Here is an 18,944-nt window from a genome sequence, read left to right as displayed (position 1 = left end):
CGTTACGTACCCATTCCATTTCCATCCCCTTGTGAATCCGTGAGCCAGCGCGTGGTGTAATGCCTGTGGTCCATAGCGTATCTCCTCACTTTCAAAAGATGAGCGGGGTGTGTAGACGCTTGCGCCAAAAATGCGCTCAGCCTTTGTGAAGGTGTTTAGTAGTGATGTGTTGCGCCCCGGACAAGGCAGTAATAGCTGCCGCGGGACGGCAAGAGAAGCAGGCTACCCCCGCCACCTGTCCTTTGCGGGCACGTGGGAGGATATTGCTTCTGGCGCTGCGATAACCGCGTGTTCCATGTTCCTCCTAGCGGGTTATGTTTGCCTGAGCCTGGAGTCTCCACCGAGACCGACCAAGCTGCTAATTTCAGCTTAATAACTTTTTATAAGCAACACAATACAGGTTTTTCGAGGGGTAGAAATTATCAGATATACAACGACGCATGTGTAATGAACAACGAAAAACGCCAAAAAAAGCAAAAAAATCAGCCGAGGCTGACAAGCATGAAGCGAAAATAACATCAGGTGCTCACAGCCTGAAACGAACCACTTTTACCCTGCAACAAAACAGGTGGGTGCTCGCAGACCGTCTCCACGGAGGCGGACCATTAGAACTCCCAATATAAAAGCATTCAGGAAAAAATACATTCGCTCCAGGAGCTGTGAACACTACTAATTATAGCAGTACAGGGGTCAAGGACTAGTCTTGACTTAATTTTCACGACACTCTTACGGCGGCGCCACTAAAGAAGCGGCAGCTAGAACGTCACCTGCACGCCGGACAGCGCCGTGATGACCGTCGCCATCACGTTGCCGAACGGCCGCGCCAACACCGTATAGAACAGGAAAATAAAGATAATGATTGCCATGAACCCGAGGCTCTCAATGGACCGCATCAGTGCCCGCACCGGTTCCGGCGCTACGGCGTAAAGGAAGCGCGACCCATCAAGCGGCGGGAAGGGGATGATGTTGAACAGGAAGAAGCCGACGTTGACCGCCATGAAGGTGAACAAGAACTGCCCGAGCACCTCATTCTGCACCAGGCCGAGCTGGAAAACAGCTCCAGCCAGCACCGCCAGTACCAGGTTAGTAAACGGACCGGCCAGTGCCACCGTCGCCGCGCCAAAATCTCCCCAGCGTAACCGCTCCGGGTTGAACGGCACTGGCTTGGCTGCACCAAAGATTGGCAGCTGGGCAATGGCTAGGAAGACCGGCAGCGCCACAGTAGTAACTGGATCGATATGAGCCAGAGGGTTGAGTGTCAGCCGTCCCTCGTGCCGGGCAGTGTCGTCACCCAGCGCATTGCTGGCAAAAGCGTGCATCGCCTCGTGGATGGTCATAGAAATAAGCACCGACGTCAGGGCGAATATGATGAGTAAGGGGTCGAAGTTCATATGTCTCTCTAGTATAGCAGATGGGAAGGGTGGTGGCTTGGCGCGCCGGCCTTGCGCCGCTCAGACTGCCCTGGGCTCACCCTAAGCATAACCATCATTGCAATTTAATTAAATTCGTGCTATAATTATGTCATAAGCAGTATGGTTTCATTAAATACCCGAACGTTTAATGAAACCAACCACCCATCCGCGCAAACCTTCATGAAACAAAAAGTCTCAGTCTACGCCATCATCAAACACAACGGCAAAGTCCTGCTGCTCCGGCGTGCCCTGGGCCGCAGCGACATCATTGGTAAGTATGAGCTGCCTGGCGGCGAGTTGCCATACGGCCTGTCGCCCCAGCAGGCCATGACCAAGTTTATCACCGAGCAGACCGGCGCCGACCCGCAGACCCTGCAGCTCTACGATGTCCGGGCCTACCCCTCGGTCTACGATGACCGTACCCAGCGCGTCGACATCGTCTTCCTGGTCTCCATCCATTCGCCGCCCGGCATCGAGCTCTCCGGCCGCCACAGCAAATACGCCTGGCGTGCCATGCACGAGATCCATCAGAGTGATGTCACCGAAGCCACCTACAATCTGCTTGGCCTCGACAAGACCCCCGAATTCCTGTTGTCCCTTGGCCTCACCGCCGCACCCCAGCTCAACAAAAACGCCGCCGACATCCTGGTCATCGCCTATGCCGACGGTGGCTCGCGCGGCAACCCTGGCCCCTCAGCCTCCGGCTTCGTCCTTTATGACGAGCACGGCCATCTGTTGCAGGACGGCGGGGAATACCTGGGTATCACTACCAATAACCGCGCCGAGTACGAAGCCGTCCGCCTCGCTCTCGAAACGGCCATCAAGCGGGGCGTTCATCGCATCCAGTTCCGTCTCGACAGCCAGCTGGTCGTCAACCAGATGAACGGCACCTTCAAGGTCAAGAACAGTGAGCTCAAGCCTATCCACGACCACGTCACGTCGCTGATCAAACAGTTTGAACACGTCACATTTGGCCATATCCGTCGTGAATTCAACCACGAGGCTGACGCCATCGTCAACCGTATTCTTGATGAGCATGCCGCAGCCATCGCCGAAGATGATATAATGGCCGATGTCAGATAGCTGGATGATCGCTCCCGCACCCGCGGGAGAGGAAAGTCCGGGCAGCAGAGAGCAAGACAGTTGCTAACGGCAACCGGGGGCGACCCTAGGGAAAGTGTCACAGAAACGAAACCGCCGGCCCATGCGGCCGGTAAGGGTGAAACGAGTGGGGTAAGAGCCCACAGCGGCGCATGGTGACATGCGACGGAGGTAAACCCTGTCTGCTGCAAGGAGGTCTGCTCACCGTTCTTTTGGAATGGGAGTTGCTCGCTTGGCGGGCCGTTTATAATCCGCTAGAGCCGACGGGTGACCGGCGGCGTAGATAGATGATCATCCAGTGGCTTCGCGCCATGGACAGAACCCGGCTTACAGGCTATCTGATATGAGGGGCACCGCTGTAAAGGGCGGTGTTTTTCATGCCCATTCCGCTTACGTTTATATTGACAAGTTAAGTAAAAAGTAGTATAATTATATATGAAGCAGCAAGCATTAGCGCTATGTTGCTCGCCCTACGAAAGGTACTCCCGTGACTGAGTCTGCTGCCGCCCGCCGTGCCGCCGCCACCGCTGCGCTTCTGGCGGAAGGAGCGTCCGTCCAGCGTGACTTCGCCGTCAAGGCGGAGCACCTGCTGGTCGCCCACCGGCACTCGACCGCAGGGGACCTGCCCGTCCACATCGCGATTCCCGGCGGCTACTTCACCGTCCGGTTCCGCGAGGGAGAGGTCTACCCCTGCAAGACGAATCACCCCGCCGGCCACGGTGCCTGCACGCTCTACTGGTCCTACGTCAGTGAAGACCGGCTCGTCGCCTTCCACCTCCCGGAAGACGGCAGTGATGCCATCTTCTACGTCACCGACCGCCAGCGCCGCTTCCACCTCGCGGTGGACCCGGACCCGGCCCTCAACCAGCTGATCGCGCGCAACGCGACCAAGGATGAGGCGGCCTGGCACTTCGGTGATGGCACCCGCGGCTGAGGCCGCACTTCGTAGGGTAGCCCCCTCTGCGCTCTGGCGCGAGGGGGCTTTCCCTTTGTCAAAAAAGTTGTCACAATGAAAAACACCGCTGTTGAAGGCGGTGTTTTTACTGCAACGATACTGGCTATTTGTAGTAGACGCTGCCGTTGCCGGTCAGGGTACAGCCGATTGATTTGGCCATGCTCTTGTGCGCCGAGACGCCCGGCTTCAGGACGGAACACATCTTGCTCCAGGTCTTGGGGCCGACGATGCCGTCAGCCGACAGCTTGAAGCCCTGTTGGAAGGCGACGACCTTGGCCTTGGTGTTCTTGCCAAAGATGCCATCCTGCTTCAGGCCGAAGTACTTTTGGACGACCTTCACACAGGAGCCGGTCGAGCCCTGCTTCAGTGTCTTGCTGCGGCAGCTGGCGCTGGCCTCACTCTGGCCGACCATGATGGCGGCCGTGGCGACGATGACGGCCGCTACGACCACGCCGGCCAGAACCTTCCAATTTGTTTTTGCCCCTGCCTTGGCGGCGACGTTTTTTGAGGCGGCAGCTGCTGCCGGTTTTTTGCCCTTTGCGGCCGTCGTGGTCCGTTTGGTCCGGACGGCTGGTTTCTTTGCGGCGGGCTTTTGGGTGGCCATAGAGCTATGATCCTTTGTTAATGTCTTACTGTCATGCTACGGTGTCGCAGCGGCGGTTGTCAATGACACAAGCCCTAAAAATGAAATAAGCACCCGGAAGTGCTTATTTCACAGAGGAGGGGAGGGGTCCTACTTCTTGGCGAGCTCGACGATAGCCTTGAAGGCAGCCGGTTCGGTGGCGGCCAGTTCGGCCAGCATCTTGCGGTCGACTTCGACGCCGGCGGTCTTGAGCTTGTTCATGAAGACAGAGTAGCTCATGCCTTCTTCGCGGACGGCGGCGTTGATGCGGGTGATCCACAATGCACGCAGGTCGCGCTTACGGTTGCGGCGGTCGCGGTAGGCGTACTGCAGCGCCTTGATGACGCCCTGCTTGGCCAGACGGAACGAGCGGGTGCGGTTGTGCTGCATGCCCTTTGCGAGCTTCAGGATTTTTTTGTGACGGTTGCGGGCGGTAACGCTACGTTTGACGCGCATTAGTTAGCTCCTTTCGCGGCGGTGCCGGCACTCTTTGTGGCGCGGGCCTTGCCGCCCTTGACGCCGAGGGCGCGCTTAAGGTTGGCGGCGATTGAGCCGGTAATAACGGCGCTGCGGCCGATGGTGCGCTTACGGGCGGCGCTCTTCTTCTGCAACAGGTGGTTGCCAGAAGCGCGGCGGCGCATCAGTTTACCGCCAGCAGAAATCTTGATCCGCTTGGCGGTGCCCTTGTGGGTCTTCATTTTTGGCATTACTTACTCCTAATTACTATACTCAGATTTCGTCCTGCCATCTGAGGTTTGCCGTCAACTATAACGTTTTCACCAAGTGTTTCCACGACGGTCTCCAGCAGCTTGTAACCAAGCTCCTGATGAGCCATTTCGCGTCCACGGAAGAAGGCAGATATCTTCACTTTATGGCCGTCCTCAAGGAATTCACGGACTTTACGCAGCTTGATATCAAGGTCGCCGCGGCCGATTTTCAGGCCAAGACGAATCTGCTTCAGTTCGCTCACCCGGGCATTCTTGCGGTTCCGCTGCTGTTCCTTCGTCTTTTGGTACTGGTATTTACCCCAGTCGATTATCTTGACGACAGGCGGAGATGCGCCAGGTGAAATTTCTACCAAATCAAGCTCATGCTGTTCGGCCGCTTTGAGGGCGTCGCCTATTGATAGGATGCCGAGCTGGGCACCATCAGGACCAATGACGCGGACCTGCGGAGCACGGATAGCTCCGTTAATACGCACAGATGTATTGATAGAAATACTCCTCTTCTTACTACAACGTTATTGCTGTTCGCAGGACAGTATAACAGATACGAACGAGTAATTCAACAGGGAAGGCGGCAGAATGGTGGTGTGCTGTCCAGGGCGAGGCTGGCCTGTGGTAATGGAGCATGGCGGCCGGATGTGCCGACCTCGGGGTGGCAGGCGAGAGGACATGGAGTGTCCCTGTGTGAAAGTAACAGAGGTAATAAAGAACAATAAAATTGTTCAAAGTGGCAATAAACGCCTTAACTTACGCACATTTACAGATGAAAAAGTACGTCTTGTTATGCTACGGTGCCCGCTGCCGGTACTGCAGCGCCTCGCTGACGTGGCCGCTCAGAATATCCGGGGAACCTTCGATGTCGGCAATGGTACGTGCCACTTTGAGCGTACGGAAGTGGGCGCGGACCGACAAATGCATGCGTTCCGAGGCTTGTCTCAAAAATGACAATGCTTGCCGATCCGGACGCATCAGCCGGGCAATGTCGTGCGTCTCTGCCGCTGCGTTCGTCGTATCATCGCCATAGCGTTCGAACTGAGCTTGGCGAGCCCGCTCAATCATGTGCAACGGCAGGTGACTGCCGGGCAAGCCCACCGTTTCGTCGCTTGAGTTGTATAAATGATCTGCTAATAGCTGGGGCGGTAGTCTTGGAACGTAAACGGTCATGTCAATCCGGTCCAATAGCGGACCCGACAACTTGCGGTGGTATCGTTCAATGTCTGCTGGCGGGCAGATGCACGGCTTCTCCTTGTCACCCAAATATCCGCAGGGACACGGGTTCTGTGTGGCTACCAGCATGAAATCTGCTGGGTATGTCACCCGGCCATTGACCCGGGCCAAATGGATGCGGCGATCTTCAAGGGGCTGGCGCAAGGCCTCAAGTGATGGACGGGTATACTCAGGCAATTCATCCAGGAATAAGACGCCGCGATGCGCCAGACTCACTTCACCCGGGCGGGGTGGCGAGCCGCCACCGATGATAGCTGCATGACTGGCAGAATGATGCGGAGAGCGAAAAGGACGAGTATTTACCACATCGTTATTGTCCAAGAAAAGACTATGTAATTTTGTAAGAGAAATTACTTCGTTTTGGCTCGGTTTTGGTAGTAAATCAATCAACGATTTTGCCAGAAGGCTTTTGCCCGTGCCAGGCGGCCCATTGAATAAAATATTGTGTCGGCCGGCAGCGGCCACCACTAGTGCCCGCTTGGCGAATGCCTGGCCGATAATGCCGGCGAACGGCTGCCGGTGGGGCGGTAGAACGTCGCTATCGTTAGCGGTATACGCCTGCACATCTCGCTGCTTTTTCAACAACACAAAAACCTCCTGCAGGCTTGACATTCCGTAGACGGGCAGCCCCTGAATCAATGCCGCTTGTGCAGCATTGCATTTTGGCACTATCAAGCCACGAGCGCCAAATCGTAAGGCCGCCTCGGCAATATGGACGATACCGCGCACGCCTCGCAGCTGCCCATCCAGCGTCAGTTCACCGGCGAAGAAATAATCGTGGCTGTCACTGGGACGAAGTATCTTGCCTATTGTCATTACGGCAACGGCAATAGCCAAATCGTAATGGCTGCCATCCTTTGGCAGATCGGCTGGCGCCAGGTTTATAATCAGCCGCCGCGCGGGCGGACTGAAGCCGCAGTTGCGCAAGCTGGCGCGTACGCGTTCGCGTGCCTCATCGATAGCCTTGTTGCCCAGTCCGACAATCTGCATGCTGGGCAGGCCCTGGGTGCTATCGCACTCTACATCAATGATACGCGCGTCATGGCCATAAGGCGCGGCGGTTTTTATTACAGCAGTCATAGCCAATACCTGCTGTAGAACAGGGGTGAGCAGGCTGATATTCTTTTTCTCATGACCCTATGGTACAGGGTAAAAATTAAATAGACGTGAACTGCAGCAACAGAGAGGCAATTATCTGTATATTGATAGGTGGGGCGGCGCATCCGAGCCGTAACAGGGGTAAGAAATATATTTTACGACATTGACCCAACCCCTTCAGCAGGTATCAAAGACCGCTAAAAGTACAAATGTCGAATTTTCGTCAGCGCATCTGCATGCGGTGTTGCCCTAATAATCGCAAGTCCGCGATCTTCAAACGGCATAAACTCACGGGGGAGTATATTCAGAAGCTCTTGTGCTATAAAGCGGGAATCATGTATATCATGCGTGATATAGCCAAGTCTCAGCATATACCATGCGGCGATGAATAATGAGCAGGGATATTTTTTCGTGCGGATATAGTCGCAGAGTTGACGCTGCAGCTTTATGTCAGTCATGAGGCCGATAACCGTGTCGCAGGCTTCTATGAGCTGTGACTCACGGATCATAATGTCCGGCGTGGCCTGTTCGTCCGCTAGCCAGCGGCGAAGGCCGGCGTAATCAAACATCGGCTCGGGGCAGGAATAGTCATCAACCATCACCACCAGGGCCGTCGCGGTGCGCGGTACGGTTGCCAGTTGCTCGTGAAGCAGTGCCACCGAGCGCCGTTGCTCGCTGCTAATGGTCTTGTTGGTATAAATGTGACAGTATTCAATGGAACACCGCTTGGGGGCGGGAACGGTACGAGGACGCGGCTGTTTGGCAGGTTTAGATGTCATTATTACATAATAGCAAACAGAGATGACGATTGGCACTGTTAATGAAGTTTTAATGAAACGCAGTGCGGTAGGGCGGTGAACAATCGCGACGAATTAAAAAAAAGAGGCCCCTGGCGGGCCTCAATACTACGCAACATGGTGGAGCTGCGGGGAATCACACCCCGGTCCGTCTGGTAACCGACTAGCCGTCTACAAGCATAGTCCAGTTCAGGGTGATTAACGAACAGGGCAGCAAAAGATCTGGACGAAGTAACTGCACTGCTCGCGCTGAAAGTTTCATTCCATAGCGCTAGCGGGGCACTTGAAACTGAGCACGATAGATATGACACCGATCGACAATACCGTGCATCTTGCGATCGACGGCTGCTAGTTAAACTGCAGCTGGCGCAAAAGCGAGTTGCGGCGTGCGGACTGCGTTAACAGCCGAAGCGACAAATTCTTTTGCTTTGGTGAATGCGTTTGCATCTATTAAAACTGTTGCGGGAGTTATCCGGCTTGCAAGCATAGTCTGTTAAAGTCCTGACGTCGAAGCTTAAGTCAGCCCCATGTACCCATAGTATATAAAGACTGGCGCCACCTGTAAAGCCTGGCGGCGCAATAATAAGCATTACCTCTATATAATTCTTACAACTTTTTATGATGGTATACTACAAAGTATGCCGCAGAAGTACGCCATCAAGCAGCTGGAGCCGGAGTCATACTGTCATATCTTCATTGAAGGTGCCGGCGGGCAGGCTATATTCCGGGATCAGGCCGATTACCAGTACTTCATCAGCCTGTTTAGCCGGTACCTGGATAGGACGATCAATCGCCGCGACCTCGGACGTGCGTATCCGCACTACTGGCGTGATATCGAGCTGGCAGCTTATGCCTTGATGACGCGTCAGTTGCACATCGTCGCCTACATCCGTCAGCCCGATGCCTTGCAGGCGTTGATGCGCAGTTTGCTCACAAGCTACGCGCGATACTTCAATCGTCGCCACAAACGCAGCGGCGCGGTCTTTTCCAGCCGCTATAAAGCCCGGATAATTCCCGCGGAATACGTGCCTGCCGTCAGCCGCTTCGTACATCGCAGCCCGCGGAACTGGCAGACATACCGGCATTCCAGCCTGGCATTTTTCATTGATACAAGCCCGCCTGGATGGCTGGCGCCGCGCCATGTGGCCGGGTATTTTGCCACGCCCTACGCTTACGCAAGCTATATGGAGCACGATGCGGAGGCGGGGGAATGGCGGGCAGCGTTAAAAGAACAACTAGCCATATAGACGCTGGCCAAGCGAAATCAATAGGATCTCGTACTTACATAATTATTACAACGTATGAAGATTAAAGAACAACATAAGTATTCAGTGTATAGCAATGAAAATACCTAAAATAACAGATATAACGATGCATAAAAGTCTACATAATGCTTATGGTTACTGCTGTGCTTTTTCATGCGCCGCCGCGCAGCAAATACAAAACATAAGCTGATAATACGTAGAAAAAAATGCTACAACTAGTAGTGCCCGGCCGGCATTTCTTTGTCTGGCGTCAATCATAAAATCCTTGTATAATACCTTCCACTATGAGCGTGACCGTGCAGCTGCTTCCACCCTCCATGTCCAGCCGGGCAGGGCAGCTTGCGCGGCTGGAGCAGGGTCTGCCGATCGACGTGGTGGCCGACCGACCGCTCCGCATCAAGGTCAATGATGTCTGCGGCAATGCCTGCCATTTCTGCCATAACGAAGGCACGGCCGTCGCGGGCAGTGGGCGTGGCATCAACGCGCTGCGGCGCTCCGTATATATACGCGCGGACGGCCCGAGCGGCGCCAGTGACAAGGCGCGCACCCTCGTGCCGGCCATCGTGCGGCCCGATGCCGAGTACGCCAGGACGATTACCTGGTTACGTGACCATTGCCGCACCACCGAAGCCCATTTGACGGGTGACGAGCCGACGCTGCACCCTGAGCTACCCGCACTGGTCGAAATGACCGCCCAGACGTATAACGTTGTTAAAATGACTAGTAATGGCGAACGTGGTAGTATTGGCTGGGCAGAGCTTGGCCGGGCCGGGCTGAGCAGTGTCAACTTCAGCATCTACGGCCTCTCGATTGAACATTTTTTGCAGACACAGACACCTGGCTTCCCCGCAGCGATGGCCGAGCACCGCATTGCAGCCGTCCAGGAGGCTATGGCCACATCACTGGCAGCTCTAACCAGCATGTCGCATACCGTCTGGCGGATGGCCGACAGGTCAGCCTGAAGAGTTTCCGCCATTCGCGCCTGCCAGGCGTCTGCAACGGTTGCACTATTGATGCGGCCGGCAACTGTCAGGAAGGGCACTACGGCTTGCGGCTGTACCAGGAAAAGCTGGGAAAATTGGTAGTCGGTCTCTGTGTCCAGCGGGTAGGGGACTTGACGATGACTCTGGCCGAACTGCAGGAGGACCTCGCCTTACACGAAGGAAGCTCATTGGCCGCCCGGCTGCACGACCAGCCCTGGGCCGATGCGCTGCATACCGTTCCGCGTGACCAGCGCACCGCCTGGCGCTTCCGTATCGACGATAAGCGCTACTTTGACGCAATCCCGCTTTATGATTCCATCGGTGTCCAGACCGTCTTCATGTCGACTGGCGGCCACAGCTTGGCCACGTGGAATGGCGACCCGCTGGAAGTAGGGCAGTTGGCGCGGCAGATGTGTGAAGATGCCGATCCGAATCTGCCGGCACCGCTGCGCAGCACTGTGGTCTGGGGCTGGTAGCGCGTTGGTACGGCTATTGCAATAGAAAAAATAAAAGTATATAAAAAGTAGCTGTACTGTCGTTGTGCCGTCCGTCTTCGACCCTACGTCACAAGGAGCATGCATCCATGACACAGCCCCTTACGGACCTTGGCGACCGTCAGCGGGGAATCGAGAACATCCCATGGCCGCAGCTGCGACGTTGCCACATGGCCTGGTGGCCACCCAGCCACTGGCGCCTGGAGCTACTGCAACGCCTGAATGCCAATCGTCTCTCGCCGCTCGGTGGCTTCAGCCGGCTGGTGGCACCGACGCCCGGCATCCCGGCGCACGATTGCTACTCCCGGCTGACGTTCTGGCCCGATGAATGGCGCTGGGGCACGACGTATCCGGAGCGGATTTACACGCTCCTGGTGCCGGTGCCGGGCGCCCGGCTTGGCCCGAAGTTCCGGGGCTACCTGGTCTGCAGCGGTGCCACCTGGACCGATCGCGGCGACTATGTGCTGTACCTGCCACGTAACTTCCGCTTTGCCTTGCCGCCTGGTTGGAGGTACTGAACCGCAGTCACGCCTGCCGGCACCGCCCCTTCGAATGGGTGGTGCCGGTAGGCGGTTTTGCTCTTTTTACCCTGTAAAATTGCCTGTATATAAGAAAATGACCGCCTGCGAGTAGCGGTCATTTTCCTTTTAGTTCGTCTTTTTGTGTTTGGCTCATGAACACTTTATTTATTCATGAACTACCCCTATATTAACGACGAAAAGAGCTAGTGTCAACAGGTTTTTTACCATTGTGCATATAGTGTGGAAAACCATCATTTTGCTTGTGCCTGGCACTGTATTTGGGGTCTGGCGACCCTGCGCCTACGCCATCGGACAAAAAGCTGACTGCCAGTCTCCGGGCGGGCGCTGCGGGTGGGGCCGTACCGCAAATGTACTGCGGCTGAAGCGGGCAGGGACATGGAGCGGCGGGTCCGACGTACCCGGAAAGCGGAGTGTGGTTGCGACGAAGATCTTCAGGTGCTTTTGCGACATGACGGCCGGCTGCATGTGTGCCGCCAACACCCGCATCAGGCCGGGTTCTGATGGCTTCGGGTAGTGGCGCCGCGGGCAAAACGCGGGCGGCTGGGCGGCATGGTAGATCGCAATCAAAAAACAAAATCGTATGATGCGCAAGTAGCGGTGGCGCGTGTTTAAAAAACTGCCTATAGCACTGTTTTGCAATTATGGCCATAAACGTACATGCATATAGTAAGCGATATACACCAGCCACGCGGGCCGCGCGGCCGTGCTGGCGCCACGACGCGCCGGCGGGCCGCGCGGGTGTGCGCAGGGCTGCCCGCGTTCGCGCCGGCTGGCAACGTTGCGGCCGCGGCGGCGGCAGGTGCGGCCGCCATGCAGGCCGCGCACGCAGCCTAATTGTCTGCGCCATGCATGTACCAGCACGTCCACGCCCGGCCCGCCGCCACGAGCCTTTTGCAGGCTTTAGGCGGTGCCCGCTACGGCAGCTCACGCGCCTCGGCGGCCATGCTTTCGGCTGGCGTGGAGGGCCGTCAGCGGACGCGAGGGAAGGGACGTGGAAGGCGAGGGGCGAAGTAGTTTTACGTTATCAAACATACAACGCGTTGTATAAATTATTATTACAACAATTAGTATTTACAGATTAAAATTTAATGAAATGTATGAATTACTACAAATAAAACACCGTAAATTATTGACTTACGCCCCTATCCGTGCTAAGGTGATAACAAGCTCCGATGCGACAAAAGCATCCAGCCAAAACAAACATTCGTACCCGCACCTTAACATCTACAACTTGTCACTCGACCGTCCCTTAGACGGAGCCATTGGCAACAGACTACCGGCTTTTTGCCACCCGGTCGGTTGCCATTACTCCGCCAGTAATGGCGTAGCTTGCGTCCACCGAAGCGCAGCAAGAGTGACCCGCACGAGTAACAATCTTTGTTATTTGAGTGGTATAAGTTGTGCTCCCTCGTCCCTTCATTGGGGCAGAGAGCGATCGGTTTGCCTGGTGCAGCGAGCGCCCATAAATCTATATACAGCGGCGGATTCGCTGCCCAGGTTCTTTAACTCCCGACAGTCAGGTTGGTTCGCCAGCAAGACTGGCAGTATGATTCGTATACCTGTGTACCGCGGACGCAAGTACACTCACCATACACTAAGGAGTCAAGATATGGTCATATCACAGTGTTCTGGTCTATGTTCTCATGGCATCAGGGCAGTATGGACCTATCTATCGTCGGCGCATTGTGAGAGGTGCGGCCCGAGTCCGTTCTCACGGCCTGTTCGTCGGCCGCAAGTGCACTTCTTCCGATCAACCGAATCTTTATAACCCGACGGCCGAGAGGCTACGGTGCCGTAATGCAAGACGGCGTAGCAGCAGTTCAGTAGATAAGCAGTAGGCAATAAGCATGCAGCCAGTGGCTATGCAAGCGAGCAGCCCCAGGTATGTGACATCCGCGCAGTGGCGCAGGATGTATACTTGACGGCGGGCGCATAGTGCAGGCGGCGTACTTGCGGCTTATGTTCGCCCATCTGTTATTGGGCGATGTATTGGTGACATCGAAATTTTCAAGCTTATGCTTTTAACTTTTGGTGTTCTCCGGTTTTTGCCGTGCTTTCAGGCACGGCGGTATCCAACTAATCCGCGCGTCCGCGTCGGCCGTATGGCCATGCGATCTGGATGTGTAGGGAAGGAATGTCGATCATGAGACAGGCGGCAGATTTCCTCAATTCATTACCGGCAGCAGCATTGCTGTTGGTGTTGACGTTGGCGGCGCTTATCGGCGTCATCGTCACTGTCAGTCCGCTATCGGCCGGTCCGGCCGGTGCCATGGCGGTCTTTTTACTGATGTACCTGTGTTTCTTCGCGCTGTTCCTAGTGGGCGCACATATTTATTTTTTACTACGATATCGGCAGGATGCCCCTGATGAACAGCATGCGCCGCAGCGTCCGGCGCCTTCTTCGCGGGTGGTGGCGGCCACCGCCACCTGGGCTATCGCGCCCATTATCATCCTGGCTCTGAGTTCGCTGCAGCAGCTCGATACGGTCAGTGTCATATTGCTCATAGTCTTTGAAATACTGGCCAGCGTCTATGTTTTTCGTCGGTAGTAGATGGTACAATAGAAGCTAACATGCAGCCTGAACGATTTGCACCAGCGCCTGCGCCCCAAGAGGCTCCACAGCTTCCGCCGGCGGGCAATGAGAGGGTCCAGCAACCGGGTCAACAGCCAGAGGTGGCGGCAGCGCCTGCCCATTCGCCCGAACAGCAGCGGTCCGCTGAAAGCCGCGAACAGCTGGCTGCGCAGGCCGCCCAGCAGGCCGGACAGCCGATGGCGCCTGTGCCACCGCCAGCCGCCTTGCCGCCACCGGCGTCCGCGGCACCGCCGCCCGCTCCGGCTGCCAGTGCCAACCCGCTCGCCGCCGATGATGCGGATGTCATCGAGAAGGAATGGGTCGACCGGCTCAAAGCCACGCTCAAAGCAACCGAGGGGGATCCATTCATGAAGGAGCAGGAGGTCAGCAAGATGCAGGCCGATTACCTGGAGAAGCGGTTCGGCGTCAAGGTCAAGTTACCGCAGGAATAAGTAAAGGCAATAGCAATAATCGGCAGACGAAAAGCGTGAGGTAAAGGTGGGGTTAGAAATCTTCCTGGTCATATTGTTGGTAACCGGCGCGCTCGGCGGCGCCAGCTATGCTGGTTTCGTCTACTATCGCAAGATTCTGCGCGAGGCCAAGAATTACGAGCGCGGCCTCAAGATGGTGCCGCTGCGCATCCACTTGCCGCCCAGCAGCGACGATATCGAAGGCAACGGCCGCGATGCCCGTGACGTGACCGAAGAAGCCCTCAGCCAGGCCCAGGTGATGTACAACATCATTGCCAGCACGGCCACTAAGGGGTTCAAGAGCTCGGTCTACGGCCAGCGCCACGTCGCCTTCGAGATCGTTGCCAGCAAGGGGCTGATCCAGTTCTACGTAGCCGTACCTCTGGTGATGGAAGACGTCGTGCGCCAGGCGGTCATCGCCGCCTATCCTTCGGCGCGTCTGGAGCAGGTGGAAGAGCAGAACCTCTTCAACAAGCAAGGCAAGCTCAGCGGCACTATCGGCGGCGAGATGAGCATGAAGAAATCATATGCCAACCCGATTGCCACCTACACCGAGACCAAGCGTGATGCCATGCAGACCCTGATGAACGCCTTCACGACGCTTGGCGACGGTGACGGTGCCGGTGTGCAGGTCCTCATCCGTCCGGCCCACGAGGGCTGGACCAAAGTCGCCATGAAAGAGGCCATCGACCTTCGCGGCGGCAAGGAAAAGAAGACCGGCCTGGCAGCCCTCGGTTCCGCCAAGGACTTCGCCGGGGCGCTTTGGAAGCCGCCGGAGGCCAACCAGAACGACAAGAAGCCCGAGGACAAGCCGGTATCGGCTGTCAGCCAGGCCAAGGCCGAGGCCATTGAGGAGAAGGTCAAACATCCGGGATACGAGACGCTGATCCGTGTCGTGGCCAGCAGCAACACGGCCGCCCGTTCGCAATCCATCCTGAAAAACCTGGTTTCGTCATTCTCGCTGTTCGAGGCAAGCGGCCGCAATGGTCTCAGCTTTACGGTTGCCAAGAACATTGATGCATTTACCACATCATACATCCTGAGGATGTTCCCCCAGACTTTTAATAAGACCATCCTTAATACCGTCGAGCTGGCCACTATCTTCCACCTGCCGGATCAGAAACACACCACAACGTCACAATTACAACGCCAAATGTCGAAGCAGGTGGACGGCCCGTACCAGTCGGTAGAGAAGGGTATCCTCCTGGGCTACAACATCTACCGTGGCGTTAAGAAGCAAATCCGTCTGGGTGATGTTGACCGTCGTCGTCATACCTACATCATTGGGCAGACCGGTACCGGTAAGTCAAAGCTGCTGGAGAACCTGGCCCTGCAGGACATGCTGGACGGCAAGGGCTTCGCCTTCATCGATCCGCATGGCGACTCGGCCGAAGCGCTGCTGGGTATGGTGCCCAAGGAACGTGTCGAGGATATCATTTACTTTAATCCGGCAGACATGGAATTCCCCGTCGGGCTGAACCTCTTCGAGTTCGAGGACAAGGAGCAGCGTGACTTTTTGGTGCAGGAAGCCATCGCCATGCTGTACCGCCTGTATGACCCGGGCCATACCGGTATCATCGGGCCGCGCTACGAGCACTGGTTCCGCAACGCCGCCCTGACCATCATGAGCGACCCGGCCGGCTCCAGCTTCATCGACATCCCGCAGGTCTTTAATGACAACGAATTCGCCAAGAGCAAGCTTAAGTATGTCACCGACCAGACCGTCCTCGACTTCTGGAACAAGGAAATGGCGCAGACCAGCGACTACCACAAGAGTGAGGTGCTGGGATGGTTCGTCTCTAAGTTCGGCGCCTTCCTGAGCAACGAGATGATGCGCAACATCATCGGCCAGACCAAGTCCGGATTCAACTTGCGTGACATTATGGACAACAAGAAGATTCTGCTGGTCAACCTTAGCAAGGGCCGTACCGGCGAGCTGAACAGCCAGTTGCTCGGTATGATCTTCGTCATGAAGTTTCAGGCCGCCGCCATGGGCCGGGCTAACATTCCCGAGGACGAGCGCCAGGACTTCACGCTGTATGTGGACGAGTTCCAGAACTTTGCCACCGACTCCTTTGAGAACATCCTGAGTGAGGCCCGTAAATACCGCTTGAACCTCGTACTGGCCAACCAGTTCATGACCCAGCTGACCGATAAGATCCGCGAGGCCATCATCGGTAACGTCGGCACCATCATCTCAGGCCGCATCGGTGTGACCGATGCCGAGCTGATGGTGAAGAAGTTCGCCCCGGTATTTGATGTAGAAGATATAACGAAGTTACCAAACTTCGAGGCGATAGCCAGCGTCATGATTAACAACGTTCCCTCCAGCCCGTTCAGCATGGCCCTGATTCCGCCGCTGGGCAAACCGAACCCGCAGCTGGCCGATGCCTTGCGCCGCCTCTCGGCCGCCAAGTTCGGCCGCAGCCGCGGCATGGTCGAGCAGGAAATCTTCACCAGGCTGCGTGCCGGTGATGATGCCAAGAAGCAGCGCCAGCAATCGGCCCTGGATTCCTTCAAGAAGCGGGTCGGTGCAGGTGGTGCCCAGGGCGGGGCAGCGCCTGCTGCGGGCGGAGCTGCCGCGCCTGGCGCCATCGCCAAGCCCGGTGCCGGCGCCAAGCCGGGCAGTTCTACTTTCTTGGACGAATGGCTGGCCAAGCGCCGCGCCCAGCAGGGGCTGCACCAGGCGCCTGCCATGCCGGCCCAGCCTTCAACGCCAGCTGCGCCGCAACCCGCCGCACCGCAGCCGCCCGCCATGCCGGCGCCGGGCGCTACTGGCACATTGCAGCCCCCGGTTATGCCGCCCGTCCAGCCCGGCATGGGCATGACGCCGCCGCAACCCAAGCAGCCTGAAGGCCTGACAGACCCTCGGAGCCTGGCGCCGAACACCAACGTCACCTTCAAGCCGAATACGATCGGCAACGCTCCTGATGCCGCTGCGCAGCCCACAGCGGCCGACCTGCAGCTGACGCACGAGATTGCCAGCCAGCAAGCCAATAACAACCGGTTCACCGGCGTCAACTATAAGCAGCCGCTCGATACCGAAGCCGGCGACCCGACGCCACAGGACGCCCAGAAGCTTGATACCACCCTAACCGCGACCGAGCACGAAATCCTCCGCAAGAAGCACGAGGAAGAGCGCGAGCGCGCCAATGCCGCCCCGGCTCAGCCGGCCGACACGCTGACCGTCAATGGTCCCGATACCAAGCAGGACGAGGGCGATCATCTGCAGGAAATCGATATCGACCTGCGTGGTAATGTCCACATCGTTGATGATGAAGAGAACCCGATCCAGGGAAGTGTCAAACACTAGCGGGTGAGGGCGGGTGTATCCGTGCCGTAGCGCGCGCCATATTCCACTACTGTTACAGCGGGCAATATGCCCGCTGTATTTTACTCTACGATAATAGCCAGAACGCTTATGGTTGCTGATGCGTCTGCGTGCCAATCCCGCCCTGGCCGCCACTTATGGCATTCGGTCGCAGGAAGCGGTATGTCACAAGACTGAAAGCAGCCGCATCAACAATATGCGACAGCAGGTCCCAAGGCAGGTGCCCGATAGCTTCCTTGTCGCCACCGGTGCTGCCGACGACAGCCAGCAGGGCGGTCAGGGCCAGCGACAGCACCGAAAGCCCGACGAAGCACAGCGTCGCGGTCAGCCGGGCGCGTGCGGCATCGGCAAAGACGAATAGTTCACGGACGATCAGCGTACCGACATAGGCACTCAGGGCAGTTACCACTAGGCTGGCGGCATATATGGCCGGCAGCATACCGGGGAAGTCAAAGGAGTTTTCACTCCCGGGGCCGAAGGCGCCCGGGTCACTGAGGGCGATAATCATCATCACCGAGCCGCCAAGCAGCGTCAAAAGCATGCCGATTGCAATCGGCATGACCACCCCTCCGAATAAGAATTGCATGAACCCGGCGAACGTGCCGGATCGGAGTGGCTTGGTCTGCGTGGGGTGTGGTGATGTCATGTCTCCAGTGTACGGCCGATGCTGAAAAGCCGCAAACATAGGCGCCATACTAATGTATCCCGTGTGACCGCGCAGGAAGCCCTAGGAGGGCCGTTTGCCCCGGAACAGCAGCCTGATAGTGTCGAAGCTTGAACCAAGCACCCAGCCGATCAGGAAGGCCAGGAGTGGTTCTGTGCCCGAAAGCGGAAAGCCGATGTAATGGGCGATGCCGTAGGTCGCGCCCATCAGTACCAGCGCCGTCAGACTGCCGAACAAAATCTGGTTCGGCCGGGCGATCGACGAGCCGATGACCTCGGAAGCCTTCTCGACTGCCGGCGTATGTATGATTTTGCTGAAACTGCGCGACGCCGGCGTCAGCTTGGACTGTACGCTGGTCATCGTCTGTTGGTATTCCTGCTGCTTGGTCTTCTTGGTGGCCACGGGTTTCACGGAAGGGCCGGGCTCGCCGCCGCCTTTCTTTTCGCCGCCTGCTTCTTTGCCAAAGACAGCTTCCAGCTCGGCCTGCTTGCGGGCATGCTCGGCGGCGCGTTCCTGGCTTTTGGCGTCCCGCTCGGCGCTGTTCTCGGGGGACTTCTTAAGCCGTTCGAGCTGCTCGCCGGCTGCCTCCGCCAGGTCGTTATGCCGTTCGGCTGAGCGGGGTTCTGGTAATCGTTCGCCATCTGCCATGACGGGTTCTCCTGTTTATGGTTGGTGGTTGTTTTTCG

General features: G+C 56.9%; 18 protein-coding genes, 2 other RNA genes and 1 pseudogene. 10 read left to right on the top strand and 11 right to left on the bottom strand.

What is annotated here, in order from left to right; all coding sequences use genetic code 11:
* Nucleotides 1–755: 755 nt before the first annotated feature.
* Nucleotides 756–1,391, bottom strand: coding sequence for a site-2 protease family protein (locus tag JNJ66_05900; GenBank protein ID MBL8159963.1), 636 nt, complete (start codon nt 1,389–1,391; stop codon nt 756–758).
* Between the two features lie 201 nt (nt 1,392–1,592).
* On the opposite strand from JNJ66_05900, the gene JNJ66_05895 reads away from it, so the two are divergent.
* From JNJ66_05895 to JNJ66_05885, 3 genes are all read left to right on the top strand, one after another.
* Complete coding sequence (locus JNJ66_05895; protein ID MBL8159962.1) at nt 1,593–2,495, top strand: reverse transcriptase-like protein; 903 nt, start codon at nt 1,593–1,595, stop codon at nt 2,493–2,495.
* Nucleotides 2,488–2,859: RNase P RNA component class A (gene rnpB / locus JNJ66_05890), an RNA gene on the top strand. The genes JNJ66_05895 and rnpB overlap by 8 nt, the downstream gene beginning before the upstream one ends.
* A gap of 141 nt (nt 2,860–3,000) precedes the next feature.
* Nucleotides 3,001–3,447, top strand: a complete 447-nt coding sequence (locus JNJ66_05885; GenBank protein ID MBL8159961.1) for a hypothetical protein — start codon at nt 3,001–3,003, stop codon at nt 3,445–3,447.
* A 124-nt stretch (nt 3,448–3,571) separates the two neighbouring features.
* On the opposite strand, the gene JNJ66_05880 is transcribed toward JNJ66_05885, so the two are convergent.
* The 7 genes from JNJ66_05880 to ssrA all read right to left on the bottom strand — a co-directional run bounded on the left by JNJ66_05880 (nt 3,572) and on the right by ssrA (nt 8,464).
* Nucleotides 3,572–3,880 carry a peptidoglycan-binding protein gene (locus JNJ66_05880; GenBank protein ID MBL8159960.1) on the bottom strand — a complete coding sequence of 103 codons (309 nt, stop codon included), beginning with the start codon at nt 3,878–3,880 and terminating at the stop codon, nt 3,572–3,574.
* A gap of 321 nt (nt 3,881–4,201) precedes the next feature.
* Nucleotides 4,202–4,546: a 50S ribosomal protein L20 gene (rplT, locus tag JNJ66_05875; GenBank protein ID MBL8159959.1), complete on the bottom strand. Its 345-nt coding sequence runs from the start codon at nt 4,544–4,546 to the stop codon at nt 4,202–4,204.
* The gene (gene rpmI / locus JNJ66_05870; protein MBL8159958.1) at nt 4,546–4,797 is read right to left on the bottom strand and encodes a 50S ribosomal protein L35; all 252 of its coding nucleotides are present in this window, start codon (nt 4,795–4,797) and stop codon (nt 4,546–4,548) included. Before rpmI ends, rplT begins: the two co-directional genes overlap by 1 nt.
* Nucleotides 4,797–5,291 (bottom strand): translation initiation factor IF-3, encoded by a 495-nt coding sequence (locus tag JNJ66_05865; GenBank protein ID MBL8159957.1) that lies wholly within the window; start codon nt 5,289–5,291, stop codon nt 4,797–4,799. Before JNJ66_05865 ends, rpmI begins: the two co-directional genes overlap by 1 nt.
* A 310-nt stretch (nt 5,292–5,601) precedes the next feature.
* Nucleotides 5,602–7,122, bottom strand: coding sequence for a YifB family Mg chelatase-like AAA ATPase (locus tag JNJ66_05860; protein MBL8159956.1), 1,521 nt, complete (start codon nt 7,120–7,122; stop codon nt 5,602–5,604).
* Nucleotides 7,123–7,337: 215 nt separating this feature from the next.
* Entirely contained in the window at nt 7,338–7,919 is a 582-nt protein-coding gene (locus JNJ66_05855) for a hypothetical protein (GenBank protein MBL8159955.1), read from the bottom strand.
* 136 nt (nt 7,920–8,055) lie between these two features.
* Nucleotides 8,056–8,464, bottom strand: a transfer-messenger RNA (tmRNA) gene (ssrA, locus tag JNJ66_05850).
* 111 nt (nt 8,465–8,575) lie between these two features.
* On the opposite strand from ssrA, the gene JNJ66_05845 reads away from it, so the two are divergent.
* The 4 genes from JNJ66_05845 (at nt 8,576) to JNJ66_05830 (ending at nt 11,197) form a co-directional block, all read left to right on the top strand.
* Nucleotides 8,576–9,184 (top strand): hypothetical protein, encoded by a 609-nt coding sequence (locus tag JNJ66_05845; protein ID MBL8159954.1) that lies wholly within the window; start codon nt 8,576–8,578, stop codon nt 9,182–9,184.
* A gap of 302 nt (nt 9,185–9,486) precedes the next feature.
* Nucleotides 9,487–10,164 carry a radical SAM protein gene (locus JNJ66_05840; GenBank protein MBL8159953.1) on the top strand — a complete coding sequence of 226 codons (678 nt, stop codon included), beginning with the start codon at nt 9,487–9,489 and terminating at the stop codon, nt 10,162–10,164.
* Between the two features lie 158 nt (nt 10,165–10,322).
* Nucleotides 10,323–10,661 (top strand): hypothetical protein, encoded by a 339-nt coding sequence (locus tag JNJ66_05835; GenBank protein MBL8159952.1) that lies wholly within the window; start codon nt 10,323–10,325, stop codon nt 10,659–10,661.
* Between the two features lie 107 nt (nt 10,662–10,768).
* A complete protein-coding gene (locus JNJ66_05830) occupies nt 10,769–11,197 on the top strand; it encodes a hypothetical protein (protein ID MBL8159951.1) in 429 nt (142 codons plus the stop codon).
* 303 nt (nt 11,198–11,500) lie between these two features.
* Here JNJ66_05830 and JNJ66_05825 read toward each other — a convergent pair whose 3' ends face one another.
* Complete coding sequence (locus JNJ66_05825) at nt 11,501–11,788, bottom strand: hypothetical protein (protein ID MBL8159950.1); 288 nt, start codon at nt 11,786–11,788, stop codon at nt 11,501–11,503.
* A 1,567-nt stretch (nt 11,789–13,355) separates the two neighbouring features.
* On the opposite strand from JNJ66_05825, the gene JNJ66_05820 reads away from it, so the two are divergent.
* The 3 genes and pseudogenes from JNJ66_05820 (at nt 13,356) to JNJ66_05810 (ending at nt 16,733) form a co-directional block, all read left to right on the top strand.
* Complete coding sequence (locus tag JNJ66_05820) at nt 13,356–13,769, top strand: hypothetical protein (GenBank protein MBL8159949.1); 414 nt, start codon at nt 13,356–13,358, stop codon at nt 13,767–13,769.
* Nucleotides 13,770–13,792: 23 nt separating this feature from the next.
* Nucleotides 13,793–14,245, top strand: coding sequence for a hypothetical protein (locus tag JNJ66_05815; GenBank protein ID MBL8159948.1), 453 nt, complete (start codon nt 13,793–13,795; stop codon nt 14,243–14,245).
* A 172-nt stretch (nt 14,246–14,417) separates the two neighbouring features.
* Nucleotides 14,418–16,733: pseudogene (locus tag JNJ66_05810) on the top strand (TraM recognition domain-containing protein).
* Between the two features lie 949 nt (nt 16,734–17,682).
* On the opposite strand, the gene JNJ66_05805 reads toward JNJ66_05810, so the two are convergent.
* Nucleotides 17,683–18,240, bottom strand: a complete 558-nt coding sequence (locus JNJ66_05805) for a hypothetical protein (protein MBL8159947.1) — start codon at nt 18,238–18,240, stop codon at nt 17,683–17,685.
* Nucleotides 18,241–18,321: 81 nt separating this feature from the next.
* Nucleotides 18,322–18,906, bottom strand: a complete 585-nt coding sequence (locus JNJ66_05800) for a hypothetical protein (GenBank protein ID MBL8159946.1) — start codon at nt 18,904–18,906, stop codon at nt 18,322–18,324.
* Between the last annotated feature and the right edge of the window lie 38 nt (nt 18,907–18,944).

The sequence above is a fragment of the Candidatus Saccharibacteria bacterium genome (genome assembly GCA_016789455.1).
Lineage (GTDB): Bacteria > Patescibacteriota > Saccharimonadia > Saccharimonadales > Saccharimonadaceae > CAIJKY01.
Note: the sequence above shows the minus strand (reverse complement) of the source record. Positions and strands in the feature narration are given on the sequence as shown.

Excerpts from the sequence above, each read along its gene's own strand:
- JNJ66_05860 (MBL8159956.1), bottom strand. The coding sequence starts at position 7,122 with ATGACTGCTGTAATAAAAACCGCCGCGCCTTATGGCCATGACGCGCGT.
- JNJ66_05880 (MBL8159960.1), bottom strand. The coding sequence starts at position 3,880 with ATGGTCGGCCAGAGTGAGGCCAGCGCCAGCTGCCGCAGCAAGACACTG.
- JNJ66_05845 (MBL8159954.1), top strand. The coding sequence starts at position 8,576 with ATGCCGCAGAAGTACGCCATCAAGCAGCTGGAGCCGGAGTCATACTGT.
- JNJ66_05815 (MBL8159948.1), top strand. The coding sequence starts at position 13,793 with ATGCAGCCTGAACGATTTGCACCAGCGCCTGCGCCCCAAGAGGCTCCA.
- JNJ66_05840 (MBL8159953.1), top strand. The coding sequence starts at position 9,487 with ATGAGCGTGACCGTGCAGCTGCTTCCACCCTCCATGTCCAGCCGGGCA.
- rplT (MBL8159959.1), bottom strand. The coding sequence starts at position 4,546 with ATGCGCGTCAAACGTAGCGTTACCGCCCGCAACCGTCACAAAAAAATC.
- JNJ66_05830 (MBL8159951.1), top strand. The coding sequence starts at position 10,769 with ATGACACAGCCCCTTACGGACCTTGGCGACCGTCAGCGGGGAATCGAG.
- JNJ66_05820 (MBL8159949.1), top strand. The coding sequence starts at position 13,356 with ATGTCGATCATGAGACAGGCGGCAGATTTCCTCAATTCATTACCGGCA.
- JNJ66_05800 (MBL8159946.1), bottom strand. The coding sequence starts at position 18,906 with ATGGCAGATGGCGAACGATTACCAGAACCCCGCTCAGCCGAACGGCAT.
- JNJ66_05855 (MBL8159955.1), bottom strand. The coding sequence starts at position 7,919 with ATGACATCTAAACCTGCCAAACAGCCGCGTCCTCGTACCGTTCCCGCC.
- JNJ66_05835 (MBL8159952.1), top strand. The coding sequence starts at position 10,323 with ATGACTCTGGCCGAACTGCAGGAGGACCTCGCCTTACACGAAGGAAGC.
- JNJ66_05900 (MBL8159963.1), bottom strand. The coding sequence starts at position 1,391 with ATGAACTTCGACCCCTTACTCATCATATTCGCCCTGACGTCGGTGCTT.
- JNJ66_05805 (MBL8159947.1), bottom strand. The coding sequence starts at position 18,240 with ATGACATCACCACACCCCACGCAGACCAAGCCACTCCGATCCGGCACG.
- JNJ66_05895 (MBL8159962.1), top strand. The coding sequence starts at position 1,593 with ATGAAACAAAAAGTCTCAGTCTACGCCATCATCAAACACAACGGCAAA.
- rpmI (MBL8159958.1), bottom strand. The coding sequence starts at position 4,797 with ATGCCAAAAATGAAGACCCACAAGGGCACCGCCAAGCGGATCAAGATT.